We start from the raw sequence: 25324 nt of genomic DNA, 5'->3' as shown, positions 1-25324 counted from the left end.
GAAATTCAAGGACAAATGTGGTATAATATACAAGCATTTGATACCGTCTCGGATAAGTCTTCGGAATTGTTCGTGACGAGAGTTAGTGCCTCCCCTCGGGGTGACATTAAAGCGGATAGTCCTCTGACTTTGCGGAATTTGTTTTCGCCATAAAGTGTATGAATGTCTGAAAATATTAAGGAGGAATTTAAAGTGGACGCTTTAAAACTTATTTCTGAGTCAAGCATGAGAAAAGAGATCCCTGCATTCAACATCGGTGATACCGTAAGGGTACACGTTAAGATCGTTGAGGGCGAAAAGTCCAGGATCCAGGTATTTGAGGGTACTGTTATCGCCAAGAAACACGGCGGCATCAGCGAGACCTTCACAGTAAGAAGAGTTGCTCACGGCTGCGGCATCGAGAGAGTTTTCCCTGTTCACTCACCATCTGTCGATAAGGTAGAGGTAGTAAGAAAGGGTAAAGTTCGCCGTGCTAAGCTTTACTATCTGCGTAACAGAGTTGGTAAGGCTGCCAAGGTCAAGGAGAGCGTATAATTTATCAACAACTGAAAAGAGCCGCATTTGCTGCGGCTCTTTTTTTGTGGGCTAATTGTTTTTTATGTGCATATCTACCTGGTTGAACGGGATGGTGATGCCTTCCCGGTCGAATTGTTCCTTCACTCTCTGTATAACATCGTACCTTGTCGCCCAGTATTTCTCCGTTGGCAGCCATGCCCTCATCAGAAGCACAATGGAGCTGTCGGCGTGTGCCTCCATAACGCACATAGGCTCATCGGGAACATCGATAATATCAGGATGAGTGTTGAGTATAGCCAGGATTATCGACATAGCCTTTTTGTGGTCGTCCTCATAGGCAATGTTGAATCTGAGTTCAAGCCTGCGCTTTTGCTGTGCGGTAAAGTTTATGACAATGGACTCTGTCACCATTTTGTTGGGTATGCTGACTCTCTTGTTCTCCATGGTCAGAATGGTGGTCTGCAATATGGATATGGAGTCCACAAAGCCTTCAACGTTGTTTATGCTTATGAAATCGCCTATTTTAAAGGTCTTTGTCAGCAGTATTATAAATCCGCCCGCAACGTTGGAAAGGCTGTTTTGAAGTGCCAGACCGATCGCCAGACCTGCCGCACCGATAGCTGCGATAATGGAGCTTGTGGATACCTGAAGTGCGGAAAGCACCATCACAAGTATAAGTATCATCATTGCAACATGGACCACAGATGTAACGAATTTGTGCAGCGTCTTGTCAACACGCTTGACCTTAAGCCCTTTGTTCATTATCTTGATAACTATTTTCATGGCGATCATGCCGCCGATGTAGATTATCAACGCCGCAACAATGTGGGGAAGATAGTCCACAAATCTGTCAAAAAATTTCTGCATAATATCACTTCCGTATCGTAGCTGTAACCTTTTACTGCTCATCTGCATACAAGGATAACTATATGTTTGCGTCTTTTCAGCATACAGTATAGCATATTTTTTCCTTGTTTTCAATAGCAAACGCCCTTATGGCAGCTATTTTGTATATAAGGGAAAATAATTGTGAGTTTCTTAACAATTTTGTGCAAAAATTGATGAAAAAACACTTGTAAAATCTGAGAAACTGGTGTATAATTGTTTTAACTGGTGTATAAGCTAAAGTGATTTTTAAAATTACATAATTTATATAAAAGGAGAAGTGTCATGCAGGATATAGCAGTGCAGATGCTGGCAAGCAAGCTCAGCGGTCATGACTATTCAGGCACGGATATTGCCTCGGTGGTCATCACAGGCATGAGCGTTGTGTTTATCGGACTTATACTTTTGGTGCTGTTCGTTTCCATTTACGGAACAGCTTTCAAACGCAAAAACGAGAAGAAAAAAGCAAAACTGGAAGCGGAAAAGGCTGCGGCTAAGGCTCAACAGCAGGCTGCTGCCCCTGCCCAGAAGGCTGAATCAAAGCAAAGCGGACCGGTAATTGAGGACGGGATCGATGATGAGATCGTGGCAGTTATTGCCGCTGCGGTGACAGCTATATGTGCTAAAAACGGCAAAAAGCCTGTCATCAAAAGTGTCAGAAGGTCTGTTGCCCAGCGTGATCCATGGGCTGCTGCAGGACTTGCAGACAATACAAGACCGTTTTGATCCACACCCAATTCAATGAAAGGACAGTTTGAGAAATGTTAGATCAGTTTTTGAGCACTATTGCCGATCTTGCAAAAGCTTCGGGCGTCGCCGGATTTTTCGTTGACGGCGGCTGGAAAAATATAGTGATGATATTGATATCCTTTTTGTTTATGTACCTTGCCATCGCGAAGGGCTTTGAGCCGCTTCTGCTGCTTCCTATCTCCTTTGGTATGCTGCTTACCAACCTTCCCGGTGCGGATATGTACCACTCGGAATTCTGGGTTTATCAGACGGTGGGGGACAATGACCACTACATAGACTACGGAAATATATTGCAGCACGGCGGACTGCTGGATATTTTGTATATGGGCGTAAAGCTACAGATCTATCCGCCTTTGATATTCCTTGGCATAGGCGCCATGACCGACTTCGGACCTCTTATCGCAAACCCCAAGAGCTTCCTGCTGGGAGCTGCTGCACAGGGCGGTATTTTCTTCACCTTCCTGGGTGCTGCAGTCCTGGGAATGAGCGCTGCGGAGTGCGGTTCTATTGCGATCATCGGCGGTGCAGACGGTCCTACATCTATCTATGTTTCGTCTAAACTTCTTTCAAATTCGGACTCTATCGGAGTGGGTACCATAGCCCTTGCGGCGTATACGTATATGGCACTTGTGCCTATTATTCAGCCGCCTATAATGAGGGCGCTCACCACCAAGAAGGAACGTTCTATCGTTATGGGACAGCTCAGACCTGTTTCCAAGACAGAAAAGCTTATTTTCCCTATACTGGTTACAGTTGTTATCGCTCTGATGATCCCGTCAGCTGCTCCGCTGGTAGGTATGCTTATGATGGGCAATCTGCTGAAAGAAAGCGGCGTGTGTGACCGAATCGCTAAAACTGCTCAGAATGAGCTTATGAACATAATCACAATATTCCTCGGAGTTACCGTTGGTGCAACAACAACCGCAAAAACTATTATGACCCTTTCCTTTGCAAAGGTCATAATCCTGGGAGTTATCGCATTTTCTATCGGAACTGCCTGCGGAATACTGCTCGGTAAGCTTATGTGCGTTCTTACGCATGGTAAGGTCAATCCCCTTATTGGCTCTGCGGGAGTTTCCGCCGTTCCTATGGCAGCCAGAGTATCCCAGAAGGTGGGACAGGAAGAAGTGCCCACAAACTACCTGCTCATGCACGCTATGGGTCCAAACGTTGCCGGCGTTATCGGTTCTGCGGTTGCAGCCGGTGTGCTTTTGAGCATAGTTGCTCACTGATTCAAGAAAATTGGTAATATCGCACTCTTTTCGGGTGCGATATTTTTTCCGGAGGAGAAAAATGGATAGCTATAAGTTTTTTGCGGTGATCTCAAGAATGAAATATATCGACCGCTGGGCACTTATGAGAAACACAATAAAAGAAGATATAAGCCAGCATTCCCTTGATGTGGCGTTTATTGCCCATGCCCTGGCACTTATACGCAACAAGCGTTTTGGCGGCAGCGTATCTGCGGAAAGATGCGCCCTGCTTGCCATGTTCCACGATACCACCGAGATAATCACAGGGGACCTGCCCACGCCTATAAAGTATTATAACAAGCAGATCAAGGGTGCCTATGACGAGATAGAGCAAAAGGCTAAAGATCAGCTTTTAAGCTATCTGCCCGAAGATCTGAAAGAGGATTATGAGCCGCTTTTCTGTAAGACCGAAGCCGAGGCGGAACTGTGGCAGCTGGTAAAGGCAGCTGATAAGCTGTCGGCGTTGATAAAATGCCTTGAAGAGCGGAAAATGGGCAATGCGGATTTTGCATCTGCCGAAAAAGCCACAAGGGAAGCGGTGGAGAAAATGAACCTGCCGGAGGCAAATGTGTTCCTGGAAGAATTTATCCCTGCATATGAGCTGACACTTGATGAGCAAGCCTGAAAGGATGTTTAAAATGAATGATATTATTGTTTCTCCCTCGCTGCTTGGCTGTGACCTGGGAGACCTTGCAGCTGAGGTAAAAAGAGTGGAAGCTGCCGGTGCGGACTGGCTGCATTTTGATGTTATGGATGGGGTGTTCGTGCCGAATATCTCCTTTGGTCAGCCGGTGCTTAAAGCTCTGGCAAAAGCCGCATCAAAGCCGATAGATACTCACTTGATGATCACAAACCCTATTCGCTATATCGAGGATTATGCAAGCTTTGGCTCAAGCTATATAACCTTTCATGTGGAAGCTGCCGATGACCCTGTAAGCGTGATCGATAAAATACACAGCTGTGGTGTTAAAGCAGGCGTTTCCATAAAGCCGGGAACCCCTGCGGAGGCAATAAAGGACATTGTTCCGCTGGTGGATATGGTGCTGGTCATGACGGTTGAGCCGGGCTTCGGCGGTCAGGGATTTATTTATGATACAGTGGATAAGATCACACAGGTGCGAAAGATGGTTGACGAGACAGGCAGAAATATCTACGTTGAGGTAGACGGAGGGATCAACGGCGAAACAGGGGAGATATGCCGCAAAGCAGGCGCAGATGCCCTTGTTTCCGGGTCGTACATCTTTAACAGCTCCGATATGAAAAAAGCTATTTCGTCTTTGAGATAAACAAACAGAGCGTGGAAGGATCCACGCTCTTTTTTATCGCCGTTATACCTTGTCTGCAAGCTCCGCCCACAGCTCCATATCTTCCTCAAGTTTCTGACGTGCCCGGTCCAGCTGTGAGCATTTTTCGTTTATCGCCGAGTAATCCGCCGCTACCGCCGGATCGGATATCTCGCCCTCCAGCTTAGCTATAAGCTCCTCGGTCTGCTCGATCTCCTTTTCCAGCTGCCGTATCTGCTCACGCCTCTTTGCGTCAAGAGCACGCTGCTGCTTGCTTTTGTGGCTCTGCTGCTTTTTTTGTTCGTATGCCGCAAGCTCTGAGGCTTTCTTCTGCTGCTCTGCCTGAGCCTGCAAAGCCTGCTGCTGAGTGGTGTACTCACGGTAATATGCATCAAAATTGCCCTCGTAGGAGTTCACACCCTCAGCTGTCACCTCAAGTATCCTGTCAGCCACCTTGTTCAGCAGATATCTATCATGAGAAACAAGAATAATAGTGCCTTCAAAGGCAGCAAGTGCATCTTCAAGCACCTCCTTGGTCATCATGTCAAGGTGGTTTGTAGGCTCATCAAGAACAAGTACGTTTCCACGGTTCAGAGCCATTATAGCAAAGTAAAGCTTTGCCCGCTCACCGCCTGAAATGACCGAAACAGGCTTAAAAACATTCTCCCCACGGATAAGCACCGAGCCCAGAACGTTTCTTGCGTCACCGTCTGAAAGCCGTGGATTTTTCCGCTGTACCTCACCGATGACCGTGTTGTGCCTGTCAAGCTCCTTGTGCTCCTGGTCAAAATACGATATCTTTACATTGTTTCCCCAGCTTATGCTGCCCCCGTCGTGAGGGATAAGACCCTGTATAAGCTTTAATATGGAGGACTTTCCAATGCCGTTGGGACCGATTATTCCAACGTGCTCTCCACGGCGGACATTAAAGCTGAGGTCTTTGATAAGCACCCTTTTCTGTTCTCCCTCGCCCACTTCAAGGGGACACTGTGACACCTTTACTATGTCCTTGGTCGGCTCAATGTCATAGCAAAGGTCTATTTTCGGCGGCTTGGTATAGCTTGACGGCTTGTCCAGCCTGTCTATCCTGTCCAGCATATGCTGACGTGACTTTGCCATTTTAGCCGTAGAAGCCCGTACCTTGTTGCGGGCAATGTAGTCCTCAAGCTTTGCTATCTCTTTTTGCTGGGCTTCAAATTCCTTCATCATCCGCTCGTCACGCATTTTTCTCTGGACCAGATATGCGCTGTAATCGCCTTTGTAGCTGTATATATGCCCCTGCTCTATCTCACAGATCCGTGTGCAGACACGGTCGATAAAGTATCTGTCGTGGGAAACCACCAGCACAGAGCCTTTGTAGCTTTTAAGATGCTCCTCCAGCCACATAAGCGTGTTAAGGTCAAGGTGATTTGTGGGCTCGTCAAGGATAAGGAGATCGGGCTGCTCTAAAAGCAGTTTGGCAAGGGCAAGTCTTGTCTTTTCACCTCCCGAAAGAGTGTCCACCACCTGTGAGGTGTCCGTTTCGCCAAATCCCATGCCGCCAAGCACCTGCTTTATCCTAACGTCCATGCGGTACCCGTCACGAGCCTCAAAATATGTGTTGAGCCGGGAATACTCATGGCTTATCTTTTCAAGCTCCTCCCCCTGTGCAGTCTGCATCTGCGATGAAAGAATATCCATTCTTTCCTTTGTGCTTATAAGCTGCTCAAAGGCACTTCGCATCTCCTCCTCAATGGTCCTGTGCGATTCAAGCCCGCTGTTCTGCCGCAGATACCCCACCACAGCCCTGGGGTCAACAGATATGCTTCCCGACCCGTCAGGTGCCTTGTCAAATTCCTCACATCCGGTTATAATGTTCAGAAGGGTGGTCTTTCCGCAGCCGTTTGAGCCGATAAGACCCACCGTTTCCTTTTCCTCAATGGTCAGTGAGATGTCTTTCAGCAAGACCTCGCCGTTAAAGTATTTATTTATGCTTTCTATGCTTACTATCATGATAATTCTCCCGCTTGTGCGTTTGTGTTATTACTATTATAACTTATGCCGCCGCCTTTTTCAATAGGCAGAGTTTGAGAGAAGAACGCTTGATTAAAGTTATCGTAAATATGCATAAACTTGTAGAGAGGCATTACTCAATAATTGTGCAGATATACGAAAAACAACAGAAAAACGTTAATTCTGTTCAAATGAGGTTGTAATTTGGGTAACAATTTGTTAAAATAATATCAAACAAGTGTTATTTTCTAAAGTATCCGGAAGGAGGGGTAGTTTTGAAGCTTTTCGGAGAAAAACAGTCTGAGGAAAAGGGTAAGGGAGAGCTGAACGCCTGCTGTAACGGTGAGCTTTGTGCCCTTGAAGATACAGGTGATGACATAATGTCCTCGGGAATACTGGGAGTGGGGTATGGAATATATCCCGATTTTGAAAGCGGCTCGGCAGAGGTTGTAAGCCCGGTAAGCGCAAGGGTAATAGATGTTTCCACAAAGCCTGATGCAGTTGTTCTGAAAACCGCCGACGGACTGAAAGTGCTTGTCAGCTTCAGCGCATTTTCCCGTGAGGAGATAAAGCTGACAGCAAAAATCGGTGACAATGTGGAAACAGGGGATAAGCTGGCTGTGACGACCCCTGAGGGTGACATAAAGCGTGCGGTGTTCGTTGTTGTGGAAAACAGCGATATACTTATGGATTATAAGCTTAAAAAGGGCAGTATTGCTGCCTCGGAAACTGCAATGAAGTATTCTTTATAAATAGCATATAAGCGTCCTCGGAACGATTGAACCGGGGACGTTTTAAGTTTGACCTGAAAGCAGGGCGGTTAATAGCATAAAGACAGGAAAAAATAAAATATGAAAATAATAAAAAAAGTTTGTAAAACTATGTACTTTTGCGAAGAAGTGTGATATAATCATACTGCATATATGTGCCCTGTGGACGTTGTGCTGTATTTTATCCGGAGAGGACGGGATGATAGGGTTGGAGCAGAAGCTTTCACTGTACGGATTCAATAATCTTACGAAAACTCTTAGCTTTAATATCTATGATGTATGCTATGCAAAAACAGAAAGAGAACAAAAGGGCTATATAGCCTATATCGACGAACAGTATAATTCCGAGCGTCTTACAAAGATACTGTGTGACGTTACGGAAATGATCGGCGCAAGAGTGCTGAATATATCAAAGCAGGACTATGAACCCCAGGGTGCATCGGTCAACGTTCTTATTGCCGAAAAGGCTCTGGACGAGGACTCCATTGACCCGTCCTGCAACCAGGGTATACTTCCCGAGGCAAAGCCCAGAACAGTGGCTGCGCACCTTGATAAGAGCCACGTTACGGTGCATACCTTCCCCGAGTATCACCCCGATAATGCCATTTCCACCTTCAGAGTGGATATTGACGTTTCCACCTGCGGTATGATATCCCCTCTGAACGCCCTGAATTATCTTATCAGCAGCTTTGATTCGGATATTATCACAATTGACTACCGTGTCAGAGGTTTCACAAGGGACGTTCTGGGCAAAAAGTTTTTTATCGACCATAATATCACATCAATACAGGATTATATCGACAACGATACCCTTACAAGATACGATGCGATAGACGTTAATATGTACCAGTCCAATATCTTCCATACAAAGCTCCTTATAAAGGATATCGAGCTTCAGAACTATCTTTTCAAGACCGATGCCCTGGAGCTTACGCCAAAGCAAAGGCTGGATATAACCGATGCCCTCAGGCGTGAAATGATAGAGATATACAGTGGAATGAATATTTATTAAGTAAGAGGAATTATGAATTGAAACTAAAGCAGGAAAATGCGCCCGTGTATGAGGCGCTGACAAAGCACATGAAAAACCGTGTGGTAAGGCTTGATGTTCCGGGTCATAAGGGGGGCAGGATGAACAAGCCCCTTCGTGATTTTCTGGGGGAGCAGTGCCTGCGGTGCGATGTGAACTCAATGAAAAATCTTGATAACCTCTGTCACCCTACCGGGGTCATAAAGCAGGCTGAGGGGCTTGCGGCAGAGGCTTTCAATGCGCATAATGCCTTTTTTATAGTCAACGGAACCACCGCCGCTGTGCAGACAATGGTCTTTACAGCCTGCAAGGCGGGGGAGAAGATAATCATGCCCAGAAACGTCCACAGAAGTGCGATAAATGCCCTTGTGGTCTGCGGAGCTGTACCTGTTTACGTAAACCCCGGGACAAACAAAAAGCTTGGGATACCACTTGGTATGTCGGTGGAGGACGTTGAAAAAGCAATAATCGAAAACCCCGATGCCAAAGCCGTTCTGGTGAATAACCCCACCTATTACGGCATATGCTCGGATATCAGGAGGATCGTGGACATCGCCCACAAGCACGGAATGCTGGTGCTTGCCGACGAAGCTCACGGCACTCATTTTTATTTTGGAGATAACCTGCCTGTAAATGCTATGCAGGCAGGTGCGGATATGGCTGCGGTGTCCATTCACAAAACAGGAGGAAGCCTTACCCAGTCATCACTTCTGCTTTGCGGAAAGAACGTATCCGAGGGCTATGTAAGACAGATAATCAACCTTACCCAGACCACCAGCGGTTCGTATCTGCTCATGGTATCGCTGGATATGGCAAGGAGAAATCTTGCGCTGAATGGTAAGGAGCTTTTTGCAAAGGCGTGCGACTACGTGAGCTATGCAAGGGGCGAGATAAACAAGATCGGCGGATATTACGCATTCGGGCAGGACCTTGTGAACGGCAGGGACATCTTTGCCTTTGACGATACAAAGCTGTCGGTGCACACAAGGGCAGTGGGGCTGGCAGGAGTTGAGGTCTACGACCTGCTGCGTGACGAGTATGATATACAGATCGAGTTCGGCGATATAGGAAATATCCTTGCCATAGTTTCCGCAGGGGACAGAGAGCTGGAGATCGAGCGATTTATCTCGGCACTCAGCGAGATAAAAAGGCTGTATTCCAAAGACCCCGCAGGGCTTTTTGACCACGAGTATATCAACCCCATAGTAAAGGTCACACCCCAGAAAGCCTTTTACAGTGATAAAAAAGCTGTTCCCGTAAAGGAGAGCTGCGGCAAAGTGTGTGCTGAGTTCGTAATGTGCTATCCTCCGGGAATACCTATACTTGCGCCGGGCGAAATGATAACAAAAGAGATAATCGAATATATAACATACTGCAAAGAAAAGGGCTGCCTTATGACAGGCACAGAGGACTTGGAGATAAACTATATCAATGTCATTGACGAGTAGAAAACTTTGGAGATGAGCATATGAACGAGTTTGAGTCTTACGTAGTGCAGCAACAGCAGGCACAGGCGAGAAAAGAGCCTAAGGGCTGGATAGTAGCGCTTATCATCTTTTTGTGTATCCCATTTATGATATATGTGGGATTGATGTTTCTATTGACATCAGGCTCGTCTGATGAGGAAGAGTACACGGGCAGCTTTACGACCGAGCTTGGAGATACTTTTGATAACTATTATGTAACGGAAGAATGCTTTCTGCAAGGCGATAATTTCTGCGAACTCAGACAAAAGGGCAAAAGCGATTATCTTATACGTTCAAAAGAGTCTTATTCAAATGATGATGTTGAGGTAATAGCTGATGAGGAACAGTTCAGGGCATATCTTGTTCGCGGTAATATCATCTATTCGTCAGGCGGAGAGGATTTCACAAAGATGTATCAGCTGTCCGAGGCTGACGGTAAGCTTATAACGTATGCTGGGCAGCATTTGCTTTCAAGTGAAGAATTTATGTGCAATTATTACAGCGATTATTTGAAGTCACATCCTGATGAAAAGCAGACTATCGAAGATGGTTTAAGAATGTTCAAAAGCAATGGAAGCAGTGCCTCTTTGAAAAAATACGGATTCCCTGATGACCCGAAGATGCAAAAGGAAATAATGGACAATATGTGGCGATATGTTGATTCGGATAATGACTCATTACTGAAAAAATAAGGCATATATAGTTATAAGCGAAAGGAGAACCTACCATGGACTTATGGTTTACCGAAAAGCACACCGATGATGTGAATTTCACTATAAAAGTTAAACAGCAGCTGTACAGCGGAAAAAGCTACTACCAGCAGATAGATGTTTTTGACACCTACGAGTTCGGCAGAGTGCTGGTGCTGGACGGCTTTATAATGCTCACAGAAAAGGACGAGTATATCTATCACGAAATGGTTACTGCCGTGCCTATGGCGGTCAACCCGGACATAAAGAACGTGCTCGTTATCGGCGCAGGCGACGGCGGAACTATCCGTGAGCTTACAAGATATGAAACGGTAGAGAAGATAGATATGGTGGAGATAGACGAGCAGGTGGTCAAGGTTTGCAGGGAGTTCCTGCCCCGGACAGCCTGCAAATTCGATGACCCAAGGGTCAACCTTTTCTTTGAGGACGGGCTTAAATATGTCCGCCGCAAGGAGAATGAGTACGACCTTATAATCGTGGATTCAACAGACCCGTTTGGTCCCGGTGAGGGGCTTTTCACAAAGGAGTTTTACGGCAACTGTTCAAAGGCACTGAGTGACAAGGGAATACTTATAAACCAACACGAAAGCACCTACTACGATTCCTATGTGGATATGGTAAAGCGCACACACAAGCGCATCAGCAGCGCATTCCCCGTGTCAATGGTGTATCAGGCGCATATCCCCACATATCCTTCGGGACATTGGCTTTTCGGCTTTGCCTCGAAAAATCTTCACCCCGTATATGATCTCAAAGCGCAGGAGTGGGAGAATTTCGGCATAGCTACAAAATACTACAATACCGAGCTGCACAAGGGCTGTTTTGCCCTGCCCAATTATGTAAAGGAGATACTTGCCGATGAATAAGAACGTATTTACCTTTATCGGCTGCGATTGTGAGTATGATGACGCAAAGATAGTAATTTTCGGAGCACCCTTTGACAGCACCACATCTTTCCGCCCGGGAACCCGCTTTGCATCAAGTGCGATACGAAGCGAAAGCTTTGGCATTGAGACTTTTTCGCCATACCAGGACAAGGACCTGCTGGACTATAAGGTGTTTGACAGCGGAGATCTGGAGCTGCCGTTCGGAAGTCCCGAGCAGGCACTTTCAGACATTGAAAGCAGGACAAGACAGATACTTGACGACGGCAAGATACCCTTTATGATCGGCGGCGAGCACCTCGTTACGCTGGGCGAATTCAGAGCCGTTGCGCAGAAATATCCTGATGTGCACATAATCCACTTTGATGCGCATTGCGACCTGAGAGATGATTACCTGGGCGTAAAGCTTTCACACGCCTGTGTTCTGCGCAGATGTCACGACATTGTCGGCGACGGAAGGATAAATCAGTTCGGCATAAGAAGCGGCGACAGGGACGAATTTGAGTTCGCAAAAACTCACACCTATCTGCACCGCTTTGACCTTGAAACCCTTGACGAGGTGGTGGAAAAACTCAAAGGAAAGCCGGTGTATTTCACACTTGACCTTGACGTTCTCGACCCGTCGGAGTTCCCGGGAACAGGCACACCTGAAGCCGGAGGAGTCAGCTTCAGGGAGCTGCACAAGGCGGTAATGACGCTTTCAAAGCTCAACATCGTGGGACTTGATATGAACGAGCTTTCGCCCGTTTATGACCCCTCGGGCAGAAGCACAGCCCTTGCCTGCAAGCTGCTGCGAGAGATACTGCTTGCTATCTTGTAAGGAGAAAAACGCAAATTGCTTCTGACGAGCTTTGGCGGTGAGATACTGAAAATATAAATAATATCAAACTAATAATAGATAACGGAGGTTGATCTGAATGGGAAGAGCATTGATAATAGGTGCCGGTGGAGTTGCAGGCGTGGTTATCCACAAGTGCTGCCAGAACAGCGAGGTTTTTGAGGAGATATGCATTGCAAGCCGCACAAAATCAAAGTGCGACAAGTTCAAATCAGAGCTTGAGGGAAAGACAAAGACTAAGATAACTACTGCGCAGGTGGACGCTGACAACGTGCCGCAGCTTGTTGCGCTTATGGAAGAGTATAAGCCCGATATATGTATAAATGTTGCCTTGCCGTATCAGGATTTGCACATAATGGACGCCTGCCTTGAATGCAAGGTGGACTATGTTGACACAGCAAACTATGAGCCTGAGGATACGGCAAAGTTTGAGTATTCCTGGCAGTGGGCTTACCGTGAAAGATTTGAAAAAGCAGGCATCACAGCTTTGCTGGGCAGCGGCTTTGACCCGGGAGTTACGGGCGTTTTCTGCGCTTACGCTCAGAAGCACTATTTTGACGAGATAAACTATATCGACATTCTGGACTGCAACGGCGGCGACCACGGCTACCCCTTTGCAACCAACTTCAATCCCGAGATAAATATCCGTGAGGTTTCGGCTAAAGGCTCCTACATTCAGGACGGCAAGTGGGTCGAGACCGAGCCTATGGAGATAAAGAGAGTGTATAACTTTGATGAAGTGGGCGAAAAGGATATGTACCTTTTGCACCACGAGGAGCTGGAATCCCTGGCTCTGAATATCAAGGGGATCAAGCGTATCAGATTCTTCATGACCTTCGGACAGAGCTACCTGACACATCTCAAATGCCTTGAAAATGTGGGTATGACATCTATCGAGCCGATAGACTTTGAGGGTAAGAAGATCGTTCCGCTGCAATTCTTAAAGGCTGTTCTTCCCGATCCTGCAAGCCTTGGTCCCAGAACAAAGGGCAAAACAAATATCGGCTGTATCTGCCGGGGCAAAAAGGACGGCAAAGACGTTAAATACTACGTTTACAACGTCTGCGACCACCAGCAGTGCTACAAGGAGGTAGGCTCCCAGGCTATCAGCTACACCACAGGTGTTCCTGCAATGATAGGCGCAATGATGGTCATGACAGGCAAGTGGAAAAAGCCGGGTGTACACAATATCGAGGAGTTTGACCCGGACCCGTTCATGGACGCACTGAATAAGTGGGGACTTCCTTGGAAAGAGAACTTTGACCCCGTGCTGGTAGACTGACAGGTGAACTATGGCAAGGATAAGACGTAAAAATGGCAGACGCAGACTGCTGATAATGCTTGTTGTTGTGCTGCTTTTTGCATGGTATCTGGCTGTGGGAGTAATAATGTCTTATATGAAGATCTCCATGCTGCCCAAGATATTTGCGCTGACGCTGCCGTCGTTCTTTATGGGCGTGGCAGTCACGCTTCTGGTACTGGATATACGCTACGGCACACATCTGAAACGGCGCAGAAAAGAAAGAGAAAGCGGTGATGAAAATGCTGATAATGATTGACGACGTACAGTTTGAAAGCAGGGAAAGGTTCTTTGACTATATCAGCAAGGCACTCGGCTGCGGTGAAGGGAAAATAAATTCCGTGTCAAAGCTATTTGATGTGCTTTGCGGCTTTGAGAACGAGGCAGAGGTCACATTCTATGACACAGACGAGATATCTGATGAAATGAGACCCTTCGCTGAGGAGGTGCTTGCCGCATTTATGAATGCCAAAAGCACCAACGAAAAGCTTTCCGTTAAATTTGAGAATACAACGTATTAGGGTGAAAAGATGTTTGATATAAAAAAGGTCAAAACGCCTTGTTACGTTATAAGTGAAAAGGCACTGGCGCATAATCTTGATATACTGGGCACAGTTATGGAGCACACAGGCTGTAAGATACTGCTGGCGCAAAAGGCGTTTTCAAACTTCTGCACTTATCCGCAGCTTTCAAAGGTGCTTTGCGGAACTACTGCCAGTGGACTGTATGAGGCAAGGCTGGGCAAGGAGGAGTTCGGCGGCGAGGTGCACGTTTACAGCCCGGCGTATACAGACCGGGATATGGACGAGCTTGTGAAAATAGCAGACCATATTGTGTTCAACAGCATCTCACAGTGGAAAAAGCACCGTGAAAAGGTGAAAAACTGTGGGCGCAATATATCCTGCGGACTGCGCTGCAACCCGGAGTATTCGGAGATAGAGACGGATATTTATAACCCCTGTTTTACCAACTCACGGCTTGGCATCACACTTGAAAACTTTGACGAAAACCAGCTTGACGGTATCGACGGACTGCACTTTCATACCATGTGCGAGCAGGGTGCAGATGTTCTGGAGCGCACGATTGTGCATATTGAGGAAGAGTTCGGCAAGTATCTTGGAAAGATGAAATGGCTCAATCTTGGGGGCGGACACCACATAACCAAAGAGGGCTATGATCTTGCAAAGCTGGAAAAATGCGTGAATTATCTGCATGACAAGTATGGCGTGCAGGTGTATCTTGAACCGGGTGAGGCTGTTGCCCTTAATGCAGGCTGGCTTGTTACGACCGTTCTTGATACTCTTAAAAACGGCATGGATCTGGCTATAGTAGATACCTCGGCTGCCTGCCATATGCCGGATGTGCTTGAAATGCCTTACCGACCAATGATAATAGGCTCAGGTGAGGCTGGGGAGAAGGCTTACACCTACCGACTTGGCGGACCGACCTGCCTTGCAGGGGATGTGATTGGTGATTACTCGTTCGATTCGCCGCTGAAAGAGGGGGACAGGCTTGTTTTCACCGATATGGCTATCTATACAACTGTGAAGAATAACACATTCAACGGAATGCCTCTGCCTGCGATATATCTTGAAAAGCTTGACGGCAAGCTTGAGCTTGTGCGTGAGTTCGGATATAACGATTTTAAACAAAGGCTTTAAAACCAAAATTCCTTTCTGCATTTTGCGGAGAGGAATTTGTTATATACTTATTATTTACGGGAGGTAATGGGAATGAAGGCACTTATCATCAATTGTTCACCTGTCAGGGACGGAGCGACCGCAGAGATAACAAGCATTATCTCAGATGAGCTGTCACAAAAATATGAAACTAAACAGGTCTGTATTGACGATTACGACATCGCCTTTTGCAAAGGCTGCCGAAGCTGCCACAACACAGCAAAATGCGTTATGACCGATGGTGTACAGCAGCTGATGGCGGAATTTGAAGCCGCTGATGTTATCATTTGTGCTTCGCCTTCCTACTGGGCGGACGTACCCGGGCAGTTCAAGGTTTTCATCGACCGCTGCACTCCTTACAGCAACACCCATGAGCCCCACGCACGTCTTTCAAAAGGCAAAAAAGGGTATGCAGTGGTCCTGCGTACAGGTCCGAATATGAAAGAGTGTGAACGGCTTATTCAGACTATCGAGCACTTTTACGGACACCTTGAAATAGAGTGCTGCGGACACATCGGGCTTTGCAGCATTGAAAACAGGGAAGCGGTGATCCCAAGGACTAGCGAGCTTACAGAATTCTGCAAGGAGATATAAAAAAACTGTGCCGCCATAAATAGCAGCACAGTGCATTGTCATATTTTTATTGCAGGCAGTACTTTTTGACCTCTTTCATCACGCTATTGTCGTTGTTGGAGCCGGTGATGAAGTTGGCAGCACGCTTTACCGAATTGTGAGCGTTTGACATGGCGAAGCTGTAGTATGCGCAGCCAAGCATATCCACATCATTAAGATAATCGCCGAATGCCATTATCTCGTTGTATCCCACCCCAAGGCGGTTGCATATCTTTGAAAGAGCAGCACCCTTGTTTATGCCGCTGTTCATAATATCTATCCAGTACTTGCCTGACAGCTGGACTGTGTTTTTGGAAAAAGCTTCTCCCATTACGTCATACTGAAACTCGGAAAATCCTTTTTCATTGAAAACAGCGATCTTGAAGATCTCGTCGCTGCAGCTGTGCAGATCTTCGATAAAGTGACAGTCAACATAGTACTTTGCTATCTCATCAGCATAGCTGCTGCTGCTCGTACTGTACCATGCCCCCTGTTTCCCGCAAAGAAGCACCGAGTATCCCTGCTGTTCACAGTAGTCGATAATGCTGTCAACAGTGGATCTGTCCATTACCGAAACGCTGATAACGCTGCCACGGTCAACTATATATGCGCCGTTGTCGCAGATAAAAGTGAGGCTGTCAAGGTACTTGACGAACTGCATTTTAAGCGCACCAAAGCTTCTTCCGCTTGATATAACAAAGCGAATATTCTTTTTTATCAGCTTGTGGATAACGTCCTCAAAGTTTTCCGGGAGCTGCTTGTTGTCATCAAGAAGTGTACCGTCCATATCTGTGGCGATTATCTTTATCATAAGTATCCTCCGCTTTGGTTTTTCTGCTTAGATTATAATATAAAAACCAACCTTTGGCAATGATTTTCGACAAGGTTTTGAAAGTTTGTAGACTTACATATTTTTAATTAAACCTCGGTGATTTTATTGAGCTTTATTGACAAAAGGCAAGAGCCGGAGAAAATTGCCATTGTGATTGATGCAATTATTTTATAAATGGTGCGTTCTTTGGCTTCTTTTTTTAGTCAAAGTTATAAAAAGAAGGGCTAAATCTTGACTTTCAACGCATCTGATATTATAATAATGGTGTATTTCAGCAGGAAAGCATATAGTTTTATATATAGTGTCGGAACAAACCGGATTTTAAGGAGAAAGATCGGACAATGAAAGAAAAATGCAAGAAAGTGGGTATAATGGTCCACGACTATGCCCGTGACAATATGCTGCCTTTGATATTTGTTCTGTCGGCAGTAATAAACGGCTTTATCCTCAGGGCTTTCACGGTAAAGTTTGAGTATAACCAGATAAAACCTCTGCTGGCGGATATAGGTATGTGTCTGTTAATCGGTTCGCTGGCTGTTTTAATCAAAAAGCCGAAAAGACAGTTCATACTTCTTTTGGTGCTGACAATAATTCTGGATGTTATCTGTGCGGGCAACTCCATATATTATACCAACTTCAGATCCTTCATGTCCGTATCCATGCTATCTACAGCCTCACAGCTGGGCGGAGTAATGGATGCGGTGACCAAGAACATCATGGAGATAAAAGATCTGACGTTTTTGTGGTCTATCCCTGCGCTTATCGTAAGCTATATCCTCATAAAGAAAAAAACCAAGGGTTATACCACCCAGAATAAGGAGAAAAAGCACCGCAGGCTTGCAGGACTTGCCACATTCGTGCTTTCGCTTTGTTTTCTTGGTATCGCAGCCAGCCTTATGACCGGCACCGATTATTCACGACTCCAGAAACAGTGGAACAGAGAGTATGTCCTTGCCACATTCGGCGTTTACACGTATCATGTAAGTGATGCAGTTTCCTGTGCAAATGCCCAGCTCAATATGATGTTCGGCTACTCCGACAGTGAGGAGCTTTTCAATAAGTTCTACGACAACAAGGCTGTTGAGGACGTAAGTGCACAGGTGAAGAAAAATAAGTATTCAAATATGTTTGCAGGCAAGAACCTTATCTTTATCCACGCAGAAAGTATACAGGGTTTTACCCTTGATACATACATAAACGGTGAGCCCCTTACTCCGACTATAAACAAGCTCGCCAAGGAGGGTATATATTTCACTAACTTCTACGCCCAGGAAAGCGTAGGAACCACATCCGATACGGAGTTTACCCTCTCAACATCCCTTATGCCTGCATCAAGCGGCACTGTGGCAATAAATTACTGGGATAGGGATTATACCACTACCCAGAAGCTGCTCAAGTCAATGGGTTACTATGTGTTCAGTATGCACGGAAACAACGGTTCCTACTGGAACAGACTCAATGTGCATAAGTCATATGGCTACGATAAGTTCTATAATTCCACCACCGATTTTAAGGTGGATGAGACCATAGGTCTGGGACTGTCCGATAAGTCCATGTTCAGGCAGGCTATCCCGATCATAAAGGAGATAGCCCAGAAGAATAAAAACTGGATGGGCGAGATACTTATGCTCACCAACCATACCCCTTTCACCGATATCGAAAGAGTAAGCGACTACAAGGTGGACTTCAAGTATAAGAAATATAACGAAAAGACAGGTCTTTACGACGAGGTCAGCGCACCTTTCCTTGAGGGCAGAAAGCTTGGCTCGTATTTCAAGTCCGTCCATTATGCCGATGAGGCAATAAAGCAGTTCCTTGATGATATGGACAAGGAGGGAATGCTGGATAATGCCGTTGTGGTGCTGTATGGTGACCACGATGCAAAGATAAAGGAAGAGGAGTTCGAGTATTATTATAACTACGACCCGTTCAATGACAAGGTGCTTTCATCAAGCGACCCCGGATATATCCCCGTTGACCCGTTCTGCTATAATATAAACCGTAAAGTGCCCCTTATAATCTGGAGTAAGGACGGGGGATATGAACCCAAGGAGATAGACAAGGTGATGGGTATGTACGACGTACAGCCTACCGTGGGAAATATGATGGGCTTTGAAAACAAGTACGCCCTGGGACACGACATATTCTCCATTGACGAGAAGGAGGATAATGTGGTTATTTTCCCAAATGGTAACTATATCACCGATAAGGTCTATTATGACAGCCAGAAAGATGCTTACTTCGACCTTGAGGGTTACAGGAATGTGGCAAAGTTCGCCTCCTGCAACCAAATATTCAAGGAAGACCCCTCGCCCCTTTACAACGATAAGATAAAGGGTAGTTACAAGGCGGCAGCTGATGCCGAATATAACGAAGAAACGCTGCAAAAACGCAGAAACGACGAAAGGGTTGACCAGCAGTACATCAAGAAATACTGCGACTACGCCGACGAGAGAATAGATATCTCCAATGCCATAATCTATTTTGATATGATAAACAAGACAGAGGAGGGCTTCGCAGGAAAGGGCAAGCAGAGTGCCCCCAAGTCGTCTGATTCAGGCGACAGTGAAACTCTGTTCTCTCCGCCTTCCATACGCAAGGACAGATATCTGTACGCTGTGTAAGTCATATAAATAATAACAGACTGCCTGAGACATATGCTCTCAGCGCAGTCTTTTTGTGCTTGCGGGAAATTCGGGACAAAAAAAGACTGACCCCCTAAAGGTCAGCCTGTTTTTACGTTTTAACATATAAAGGGCAAGAGAAAGAAGCTTACGCTCTCTCTACCTTTCCGGAACGCAAGCATCTTGAGCAAGCGTAAACATGACAAGGAGTACCGTTTACAATAGCCTTTACTCTCTTAACGTTTGGCTTCCATGTTCTGTTGGATCTTCTGTGAGAGTGGGAGACCTTGATACCGAAAGTTACACCCTTTCCGCAAATATCACACTTTGCCATTAGTTTGCACCTCCTTTAACTTAATAACTAAATTCGCAACGTAAGTTATTATAGCACACCCGACAGGAAAATGCAAGTGTTTTTTTGCGTTTTTTTCAAAAATCATAAAAAGTTAATATATTTGTGGCAAAAGAGCACAATAATACTTGAAATCTTTTTTAAAATAGTGTATAATAAAACGTGGTATGTTCTTTGGAGAATGTACGTTTGGGAGGCGACGAGATCTTGACTTTTACGGTGGAAACAATTTTAAAATACGGTGCAAGAATAATGATCGTTTTTATGATCATTCCCCTGCACGAGTTTGCTCATGCCTGGTCGGCGCACAAAATGGGTGACCCCACTCCAAGACTTCAGAACAGACTGAACCTTAACCCTTTTAACCATATAGACCCCATAGGCGGACTTATGATACTTGTGTCAGGGTTTGGCTGGGGCAGACCTGTCCAGGTAAACCCAAATTATTTCAAAAAGCCCAGAAAGGGCATGGCTCTGAGCGCAGCGGCAGGACCTATCGCCAATGTTATCGCCGCAGTTGTGGGAGTTATTATCTACAAGGTGATGTATTACGCCTATTATGCCAACCCGTCAGATGTACTTTTTTGGATGACGCTGCTTTTCAGATTTTTTACCCAGATAAATCTGGGACTGGCAATATTCAACCTTATTCCTATTCCGCCTCTTGACGGCTCAAAGATACTGAGCTATTTTACCAGCTATAAAATAGACAGAAAAATCGAGCAGTACAGCTTATACATTATGATAGGCTTTGTTCTGCTGGTGTTCTCCGGGCTGCTTGACAGACCTTTGGGCGCAGTAAATGATGCACTGTTCTGGATCATAGATAAGCTTACCTTCTGGGTAGATCCAATTATGAGGTCAATATTCGGTCTGTAGTGATACAACCATAAATGAAATCGAAAGGATAGAACCAAATGTCTTCAGCACAGTTCAAGCTTGATATGTTCGAGGGACCGCTGGACCTGCTGCTCCACCTTATATCAAAGCACAAACTGAATATACACGATATCGAGATATCGCTGCTGCTGGAGCAATATCTGGAATATATGCATCAGCTTGACCATGAGGATCTGGAGGATGCTGCGGATTTCCTTGAAATGGCAGCAAGGCTGATATATATAAAGACAGTATCCCTGCTGCCTCAGGACGAGGAAGCGGTGGAGCTTAAAAAGGAGCTTGAGGGAAGACTTATCGAGTATTCCCAGTGCAAGCTGCTGGCAAAGGAGCTTGGCAGGGTGTACGCAGGGGGCGACATTTTTGTGCGCAAGCCTGTGGTGATACCCGTTGACAAGACCTATACCCGTGAGCATGACCCACAGGTGCTCCTTGAAGCCTATTTCGGGCTTTCGGAAAAGGCAAGGAACGAGAAGCCTATAAATGCAAAGATATTCCAGCCCATTGTATCATACAAAGTGGTGTCGGTGGGCTCAAAGATAGTTTATGTGCTTAAAAAGCTGTATACCGTAGGGGTGTGCGATCTTTCCCATATCTACGACGGAATGGAAACAAAAAGCGAGAGAGTGGCTACTTTTCTGGCTATTCTGGAACTTACAAAATCCGGAAGGATATGCCTTAACGACGACAATACGCAGATATTTTTCAGCGAAAAGAGCAGAAAGCGCAAAAAGCACCTTGATAACCCGGAGGATACCAGCTCGGCTGACGTGCTGCCTGCTGAGGATATCGCAGAGGAAATACCGCTGCAGCAGGAAAGTGCGGAAGACTCTGAGACAGAGCAAATTCAGGCACAGCAGATGCCTCGGGACAGCGAGCTTGACTGTGATGAAGCTGACGGACAGGCCGAGGAAAACAGCGTGATTACTGAACCGGCAGAGGAACTTGCTGCCGTACAAGAGCAAACTGAAGCTCTGCAGGCTGAATTACCTGTACAGATAGATGATACGGACGAAACCGAAGAAATCGAGCAAGCTTCTCAGAAGCCTGTGCAGGACAAAATGTGTGAAACCGAATCACCCGTGGAGGATATCCCTGTCTTTGTGCCAGACGACGTGGTGTATACCCCGTCGGAAGCTGTTAAAACGAACATGCCCAAAGGCGAGAACAGACCTGCTGCGGAGCGTGTGCGTGAAAGCAGTGCACTGATTTATAAGCCTGTGGCAGTGGAAAGGATCGTTGCCCAGAAGCTTGCCCAAGAGCAGATAGTGCCCCGGGAAAATGAGCCTGTGCCTGAGCAGGATACTGCGCCTGTGAACAGCGAAAGTGAGCAGGCTTTGCCGGATAACGCCCAGGGCTGTAGATTCAAGCCCAATTACTGGAACAGACTGCGCCGGTACTGGGGTAATGTTTCGGTAGGCGACGACGCTGCGGGAAATTACTGGAGATATGGAAAATCATAAGGATTTGAGAGGATAGATATGGAATTTGAAGATATGCTGCCTGTTGTGGAGGCAGTGCTGTTTGCAGGGGGAGAGCCTGTTGAGGCATCAAGACTGTGCGAGATAACAGGGCTTGTAAAACAGGAGCTCGAGCAGGTGATATGTGCCCTTGAGGACAGATATAAAGACCCGGGCAGCGGTATCGAGCTGCTGCGGCTGAACGATTCCTACCAACTGGCAACAAAACAAGAGTTTGCCGCATACATAAAGTCTGCGCTGGAGATAAAGAAGAACTCACAGCTTTCCCCTGCGGCACTTGAAACACTGACAATAATAGCTTACAACCAGCCTGTAACAAAGGGCTTTGTTGAAAACGTCAGAGGCGTTGACTCCTCGGGAGTTGTAAATTCTCTGGTGGAAAAGGACCTGCTTGCCGAAGCAGGCAGACTTGACCTGCCGGGCAGACCTATCGCATATAAAACCACCGATAATTTTCTGAGAGCCTTTAAGCTTTCAAGTCTTAAAGACCTGCCGCCTCTGCCCGAGCCAAGCGAACAGGTTACTATTGACGAGATACTGGAGAATTCCCGCAGCGAACAAGACGGGGAACAATGATTTATATATGTGACAATTTGAAAGGAGCTGATGACTATAATAGTTCTGTATATACTGCTTGGCATTATAGCTTTTATTGTCATATTGCTCCATTTTTCTGTGCGAGCCACGATAAAGGCAAGCAAGCAGGGTGTGGAAATAAAGGTCAAATGGCTTTTCTTCACGTTGTATCCGAGAAAACCGAAGAAGCCTAAAAAGCCCAAAAAGAAAAAAGGCGAGCCTGAAACGGCTGATGAGCAGCCTGTGGTTGAGCAGCCCAATCTTTCCGAGGAAGCTCTTGAGGAGTTTATTAAACAGGCTGAGCAGACACAGCAAGAACAGGAACGATCCTCACAGCCTGATGAGCCGGAGATTTTGCCCCGTGAGAAGGCTGCCGCCGAGAAAAAGACGGATAAGAAGCAAGCAAAGAAGGCTGAAAAGGAAAAACGGAAAAAACAGCATGAGCCTGATATTGAACCGCAGGAGGGGAAAAAGGAAAAAGGCAAGCTTGCCCAGCTCAAGGACAAGTTCAATATGGTCAAGCCCTATATCCCCATGGGTTGGAAGTATTTCAGGAAAATACTGAAAAAGATACGCATTACCAATGTGCAGGCAGACGTTACCGTGGGTAAGGAAGATGCCTACGAAGCAGCACTGTGGTACGGCAAGGTACAAGGCTTCTTGTTCTCAACAATAGGTTGGCTGGGCTGCATTTTCACAGTGAAGCTCAAAAGGCTGGATGTCCATTGTGAGTTCAACGAGAAGATAATGGACGGCGAGATCTATCTCAAAGTCAAGGTCAGACCAAGTACAATGATACACATAGCCTTTTGTATGGCTATCAAGGCACTGTGTATTTTTATAAGGCAGAAAAAAGAGCAGAAGCTCAAAGCCGAAACCGCACGAAAAAAACGTGAACAGCTTAAAAAAAAGCAGCAGAAAAAGGCTGCATAAATCAGGATAACAAAGACTAATATACAGAAAGGTTGATAGATATGAATTCAAACTCAAAGATCGAAGCTCTGGTAAACACCGCCATGTCAAAGCTGCGTGAGATCGCAGACTGTCAGACTATTGTGGGAAAGGAAGTTGTTACCGCTGACGGAACAACGATCATTCCTATCTCAAAGGTCTCCTTCGGATTTGCATCCGGCGGAAGCGACCTGCCCACAAAGGCAAAGGATACCTTCGGCGGCGGCTCCGGCGGCGGAGTTTCCATTCAGCCAATGGCTTTCATCGTTATCTCCGGCGGTGAGGTCAAGCTGCTTCAGATGACTGCAAATGCGGATAAGGGCAACGCTATCGTTAATATGGTCCCTGAGGTCATCGACAAGATCACGGATTTTCTCGGCAAAAAGAAAGAGGGAAATGATTCCGCTGAATAAGCTGAATTTATAAGACGTTTGTGCACAGAATATCTATTGATAATCTGTGTAAGGACGTGAACATAATGAGAAAACTGCTTGGAAAGGCTCTTTGCGTTTTTGCGGCTTTATGTACAATTTTTTGTACTTGTCCCGCTGCAACTGCGGAAAATATGCCGTCTGTGAGCGCAAAGGGTGCCATAGTCATGAACGCTTCCACAGGGGAAGTGCTTTACAGCCATTTTGTAGAGAAAAGGCTTCCTATGGCAAGCACAACTAAAATAATGACCACCATACTTGCCATTGAGCACGGCGACCTGGATAGCAGGTTTACCGTTGACCCTGTGGCGGTAAGGGTGGAAGGCTCATCTATGGGCTTGAAGGAAAACGACAAGGTGACTCTGCGAGACCTGTGCTACGGTATGATGCTCCCCAGCGGAAACGATGCGGCAAACTGTACCGCCGTAAGAGTGGGAGGCAGCGTTGAGAACTTTGTAAAGCTGATGAACGACAAGGCGAAACAGCTGGGTCTTGAAAACACCCACTTTGTCACTCCGTCGGGACTTGATGACTACACCGAGGAGCACTATTCCACAGCCCTCGATATGGCAAAGCTCACACGCTATGCCATGAAAAATAACGAGTTCAGAAAGATATGCTCTGCCGGAAGTGTCAAGCTCAGCTTTGGTGACCCGCCTTATGACAGGTGGCTGACCAACACAAACAAGCTTTTGAAGACCTGTCACGGAGTTATCGGCGTTAAAACAGGCTTTACCGATAAGGCAGGCAGATGCCTTGTGTCCTGCTGCTCAAGAGGCGGTGCGGAGCTTATCTGCGTTACCCTAGGCGACAGAAATGACTGGCAGGATCACAGCAGGCTTTATGACAGCTGTTTTCCCCTGGTTGCAAGGCAGGAGCTGTCCTGCGGCAGAAAAGGTTTTGTGCTTAACGTAGCAGGCGGCGAGTGCGATAAAATAAGATGTACATTTCAGCCTGCCTATGCCTGCATCTCAAAGGACAGCAGTGAAAGTGTCAAGCCTGTGGTGCATCTTCCAATGTTTGTGTATTCCCCGGTGAAAAAAGGGGATGCCGTGGGCAGAGTGGATTTCTGGTATAAAGGCGAGCTTATAGCCCAGAGCGTTATCTTTGCCGACGAGGATTGTCAGGTGGCGCAGGGACAGGATAAAGGCTTCTGGGGAAAAATGAAACAGAGGCTGGTCTCATGGTTTTCATAAAAAATAATACCTTTGC

Annotated in this window: 27 protein-coding genes; 23 read left to right on the top strand and 4 right to left on the bottom strand. The window is 46.3% G+C overall.

Annotation, left to right across the window (positions count from 1 at the left end; all coding sequences use genetic code 11):
• Positions 1–192 precede the first annotated feature (192 nt).
• A complete protein-coding gene (rplS, locus tag T494_RS0103790) occupies positions 193–534 on the top strand; it encodes a 50S ribosomal protein L19 (protein WP_028505148.1) in 342 nt (113 codons plus the stop codon).
• 51 nt (positions 535–585) lie between these two features.
• On the opposite strand, the gene T494_RS0103785 is transcribed toward rplS, so the two are convergent.
• Positions 586–1383, bottom strand: a complete 798-nt coding sequence (locus tag T494_RS0103785; RefSeq protein ID WP_242836376.1) for a mechanosensitive ion channel family protein — start codon at positions 1381–1383, stop codon at positions 586–588.
• Between the two features lie 303 nt (positions 1384–1686).
• On the opposite strand from T494_RS0103785, the gene T494_RS0103780 reads away from it, so the two are divergent.
• From T494_RS0103780 to rpe, 4 genes are all read left to right on the top strand, one after another.
• The gene (locus T494_RS0103780; protein WP_051540031.1) at positions 1687–2127 is read left to right on the top strand and encodes an OadG family protein; all 441 of its coding nucleotides are present in this window, start codon (positions 1687–1689) and stop codon (positions 2125–2127) included.
• Positions 2128–2162: 35 nt separating this feature from the next.
• Positions 2163–3383 carry a sodium ion-translocating decarboxylase subunit beta gene (locus T494_RS0103775; RefSeq protein ID WP_028505145.1) on the top strand — a complete coding sequence of 407 codons (1221 nt, stop codon included), beginning with the start codon at positions 2163–2165 and terminating at the stop codon, positions 3381–3383.
• 61 nt (positions 3384–3444) lie between these two features.
• The gene (gene yfbR, locus T494_RS0103770) at positions 3445–4029 is read left to right on the top strand and encodes a 5'-deoxynucleotidase (RefSeq protein ID WP_028505144.1); all 585 of its coding nucleotides are present in this window, start codon (positions 3445–3447) and stop codon (positions 4027–4029) included.
• Positions 4030–4042: 13 nt separating this feature from the next.
• Entirely contained in the window at positions 4043–4690 is a 648-nt protein-coding gene (gene rpe, locus T494_RS0103765; protein WP_028505143.1) for a ribulose-phosphate 3-epimerase, read from the top strand.
• Positions 4691–4732: 42 nt separating this feature from the next.
• Here the strand turns inward: rpe and abc-f are convergent, their stop codons facing one another.
• On the bottom strand, positions 4733–6679 hold the full coding sequence (gene abc-f / locus T494_RS0103760) for a ribosomal protection-like ABC-F family protein (RefSeq protein WP_028505142.1): 1947 nt from the start codon (positions 6677–6679) through the stop codon (positions 4733–4735).
• A 275-nt stretch (positions 6680–6954) separates the two neighbouring features.
• Here abc-f and T494_RS0103755 point away from each other — a divergent pair, with 275 nt between their 5' ends.
• The 11 genes from T494_RS0103755 (at position 6955) to T494_RS0103705 (ending at position 15950) form a co-directional block, all read left to right on the top strand.
• Positions 6955–7431 carry a PTS glucose transporter subunit IIA gene (locus T494_RS0103755; RefSeq protein ID WP_028505141.1) on the top strand — a complete coding sequence of 159 codons (477 nt, stop codon included), beginning with the start codon at positions 6955–6957 and terminating at the stop codon, positions 7429–7431.
• A 217-nt stretch (positions 7432–7648) separates the two neighbouring features.
• A complete protein-coding gene (gene speD / locus T494_RS0103750; RefSeq protein WP_028505140.1) occupies positions 7649–8461 on the top strand; it encodes an adenosylmethionine decarboxylase in 813 nt (270 codons plus the stop codon).
• 17 nt (positions 8462–8478) lie between these two features.
• Positions 8479–9927 (top strand): aminotransferase class I/II-fold pyridoxal phosphate-dependent enzyme, encoded by a 1449-nt coding sequence (locus T494_RS0103745; protein WP_028505139.1) that lies wholly within the window; start codon positions 8479–8481, stop codon positions 9925–9927.
• A 20-nt stretch (positions 9928–9947) separates the two neighbouring features.
• Complete coding sequence (locus T494_RS0103740; protein ID WP_028505138.1) at positions 9948–10637, top strand: hypothetical protein; 690 nt, start codon at positions 9948–9950, stop codon at positions 10635–10637.
• A gap of 35 nt (positions 10638–10672) precedes the next feature.
• On the top strand, positions 10673–11521 hold the full coding sequence (speE, locus tag T494_RS0103735) for a polyamine aminopropyltransferase (protein WP_028505137.1): 849 nt from the start codon (positions 10673–10675) through the stop codon (positions 11519–11521).
• Positions 11514–12359: an agmatinase gene (speB, locus tag T494_RS0103730; RefSeq protein WP_028505136.1), complete on the top strand. Its 846-nt coding sequence runs from the start codon at positions 11514–11516 to the stop codon at positions 12357–12359. The genes speE and speB overlap by 8 nt, the downstream gene beginning before the upstream one ends.
• 97 nt (positions 12360–12456) lie before the next feature.
• A complete protein-coding gene (locus T494_RS0103725) occupies positions 12457–13659 on the top strand; it encodes a saccharopine dehydrogenase family protein (protein WP_028505135.1) in 1203 nt (400 codons plus the stop codon).
• Between the two features lie 10 nt (positions 13660–13669).
• Positions 13670–13936: a hypothetical protein gene (locus T494_RS0103720; protein WP_028505134.1), complete on the top strand. Its 267-nt coding sequence runs from the start codon at positions 13670–13672 to the stop codon at positions 13934–13936.
• The gene (locus T494_RS0103715; RefSeq protein WP_155984028.1) at positions 13920–14198 is read left to right on the top strand and encodes a hypothetical protein; all 279 of its coding nucleotides are present in this window, start codon (positions 13920–13922) and stop codon (positions 14196–14198) included. The genes T494_RS0103720 and T494_RS0103715 overlap by 17 nt, the downstream gene beginning before the upstream one ends.
• Before the next feature lie 9 nt (positions 14199–14207).
• Complete coding sequence (gene nspC, locus T494_RS0103710) at positions 14208–15338, top strand: carboxynorspermidine decarboxylase (protein WP_028505132.1); 1131 nt, start codon at positions 14208–14210, stop codon at positions 15336–15338.
• A 72-nt stretch (positions 15339–15410) separates the two neighbouring features.
• Positions 15411–15950, top strand: a complete 540-nt coding sequence (locus T494_RS0103705) for a flavodoxin family protein (RefSeq protein ID WP_028505131.1) — start codon at positions 15411–15413, stop codon at positions 15948–15950.
• A 46-nt stretch (positions 15951–15996) separates the two neighbouring features.
• On the opposite strand, the gene T494_RS0103700 is transcribed toward T494_RS0103705, so the two are convergent.
• Entirely contained in the window at positions 15997–16779 is a 783-nt protein-coding gene (locus tag T494_RS0103700) for an HAD family hydrolase (protein ID WP_028505130.1), read from the bottom strand.
• A 362-nt stretch (positions 16780–17141) separates the two neighbouring features.
• Between T494_RS0103700 and T494_RS12195 the strand changes: the two genes are divergently transcribed.
• Positions 17142–19424, top strand: coding sequence for an LTA synthase family protein (locus T494_RS12195; protein WP_051540030.1), 2283 nt, complete (start codon positions 17142–17144; stop codon positions 19422–19424).
• A 148-nt stretch (positions 19425–19572) separates the two neighbouring features.
• Here T494_RS12195 and rpmB read toward each other — a convergent pair whose 3' ends face one another.
• On the bottom strand, positions 19573–19758 hold the full coding sequence (rpmB, locus tag T494_RS0103690; RefSeq protein WP_028505129.1) for a 50S ribosomal protein L28: 186 nt from the start codon (positions 19756–19758) through the stop codon (positions 19573–19575).
• A gap of 207 nt (positions 19759–19965) precedes the next feature.
• Between rpmB and T494_RS0103685 the strand changes: the two genes are divergently transcribed.
• The 6 genes from T494_RS0103685 to T494_RS0103660 all read left to right on the top strand — a co-directional run bounded on the left by T494_RS0103685 (position 19966) and on the right by T494_RS0103660 (position 25308).
• Positions 19966–20655, top strand: a complete 690-nt coding sequence (locus tag T494_RS0103685) for a site-2 protease family protein (protein WP_028505128.1) — start codon at positions 19966–19968, stop codon at positions 20653–20655.
• Between the two features lie 38 nt (positions 20656–20693).
• Entirely contained in the window at positions 20694–22136 is a 1443-nt protein-coding gene (locus T494_RS13600) for a segregation/condensation protein A (protein WP_081777205.1), read from the top strand.
• A gap of 18 nt (positions 22137–22154) precedes the next feature.
• Positions 22155–22730: an SMC-Scp complex subunit ScpB gene (gene scpB, locus T494_RS0103675; RefSeq protein WP_028505127.1), complete on the top strand. Its 576-nt coding sequence runs from the start codon at positions 22155–22157 to the stop codon at positions 22728–22730.
• A gap of 30 nt (positions 22731–22760) precedes the next feature.
• On the top strand, positions 22761–23663 hold the full coding sequence (locus T494_RS12185) for a hypothetical protein (RefSeq protein ID WP_051540021.1): 903 nt from the start codon (positions 22761–22763) through the stop codon (positions 23661–23663).
• A gap of 41 nt (positions 23664–23704) precedes the next feature.
• The gene (ytfJ, locus tag T494_RS0103665; protein WP_028505126.1) at positions 23705–24094 is read left to right on the top strand and encodes a GerW family sporulation protein; all 390 of its coding nucleotides are present in this window, start codon (positions 23705–23707) and stop codon (positions 24092–24094) included.
• Between the two features lie 65 nt (positions 24095–24159).
• Positions 24160–25308, top strand: coding sequence for a D-alanyl-D-alanine carboxypeptidase family protein (locus tag T494_RS0103660; protein ID WP_028505125.1), 1149 nt, complete (start codon positions 24160–24162; stop codon positions 25306–25308).
• Positions 25309–25324 lie beyond the last annotated feature (16 nt).

This window comes from Ruminococcus sp. FC2018, from assembly GCF_000621805.1.
GTDB lineage: Bacteria > Bacillota > Clostridia > Oscillospirales > Ruminococcaceae > Hominimerdicola.
This window is presented reverse-complemented; position numbering and strand designations above follow the sequence as displayed.

Coding starts and splice junctions, on each gene's coding strand:
- scpB (WP_028505127.1), top strand. CDS start 22,155: ATGGAATTTGAAGATATGCTGCCTGTTGTGGAGGCAGTGCTGTTTGCA.
- T494_RS12185 (WP_051540021.1), top strand. CDS start 22,761: ATGACTATAATAGTTCTGTATATACTGCTTGGCATTATAGCTTTTATT.
- T494_RS12195 (WP_051540030.1), top strand. CDS start 17,142: ATGAAAGAAAAATGCAAGAAAGTGGGTATAATGGTCCACGACTATGCC.
- T494_RS0103740 (WP_028505138.1), top strand. CDS start 9,948: ATGAACGAGTTTGAGTCTTACGTAGTGCAGCAACAGCAGGCACAGGCG.
- T494_RS0103780 (WP_051540031.1), top strand. CDS start 1,687: ATGCAGGATATAGCAGTGCAGATGCTGGCAAGCAAGCTCAGCGGTCAT.
- T494_RS0103785 (WP_242836376.1), bottom strand. CDS start 1,383: ATGCAGAAATTTTTTGACAGATTTGTGGACTATCTTCCCCACATTGTT.
- T494_RS0103705 (WP_028505131.1), top strand. CDS start 15,411: ATGAAGGCACTTATCATCAATTGTTCACCTGTCAGGGACGGAGCGACC.
- T494_RS13600 (WP_081777205.1), top strand. CDS start 20,694: ATGTCTTCAGCACAGTTCAAGCTTGATATGTTCGAGGGACCGCTGGAC.
- T494_RS0103775 (WP_028505145.1), top strand. CDS start 2,163: ATGTTAGATCAGTTTTTGAGCACTATTGCCGATCTTGCAAAAGCTTCG.
- rpmB (WP_028505129.1), bottom strand. CDS start 19,758: ATGGCAAAGTGTGATATTTGCGGAAAGGGTGTAACTTTCGGTATCAAG.
- T494_RS0103725 (WP_028505135.1), top strand. CDS start 12,457: ATGGGAAGAGCATTGATAATAGGTGCCGGTGGAGTTGCAGGCGTGGTT.
- abc-f (WP_028505142.1), bottom strand. CDS start 6,679: ATGATAGTAAGCATAGAAAGCATAAATAAATACTTTAACGGCGAGGTC.
- T494_RS0103715 (WP_155984028.1), top strand. CDS start 13,920: ATGCTGATAATGATTGACGACGTACAGTTTGAAAGCAGGGAAAGGTTC.
- ytfJ (WP_028505126.1), top strand. CDS start 23,705: ATGAATTCAAACTCAAAGATCGAAGCTCTGGTAAACACCGCCATGTCA.
- T494_RS0103660 (WP_028505125.1), top strand. CDS start 24,160: ATGAGAAAACTGCTTGGAAAGGCTCTTTGCGTTTTTGCGGCTTTATGT.
- T494_RS0103700 (WP_028505130.1), bottom strand. CDS start 16,779: ATGATAAAGATAATCGCCACAGATATGGACGGTACACTTCTTGATGAC.
- yfbR (WP_028505144.1), top strand. CDS start 3,445: ATGGATAGCTATAAGTTTTTTGCGGTGATCTCAAGAATGAAATATATC.
- nspC (WP_028505132.1), top strand. CDS start 14,208: ATGTTTGATATAAAAAAGGTCAAAACGCCTTGTTACGTTATAAGTGAA.
- rpe (WP_028505143.1), top strand. CDS start 4,043: ATGAATGATATTATTGTTTCTCCCTCGCTGCTTGGCTGTGACCTGGGA.
- T494_RS0103720 (WP_028505134.1), top strand. CDS start 13,670: ATGGCAAGGATAAGACGTAAAAATGGCAGACGCAGACTGCTGATAATG.
- speE (WP_028505137.1), top strand. CDS start 10,673: ATGGACTTATGGTTTACCGAAAAGCACACCGATGATGTGAATTTCACT.
- speB (WP_028505136.1), top strand. CDS start 11,514: ATGAATAAGAACGTATTTACCTTTATCGGCTGCGATTGTGAGTATGAT.
- speD (WP_028505140.1), top strand. CDS start 7,649: ATGATAGGGTTGGAGCAGAAGCTTTCACTGTACGGATTCAATAATCTT.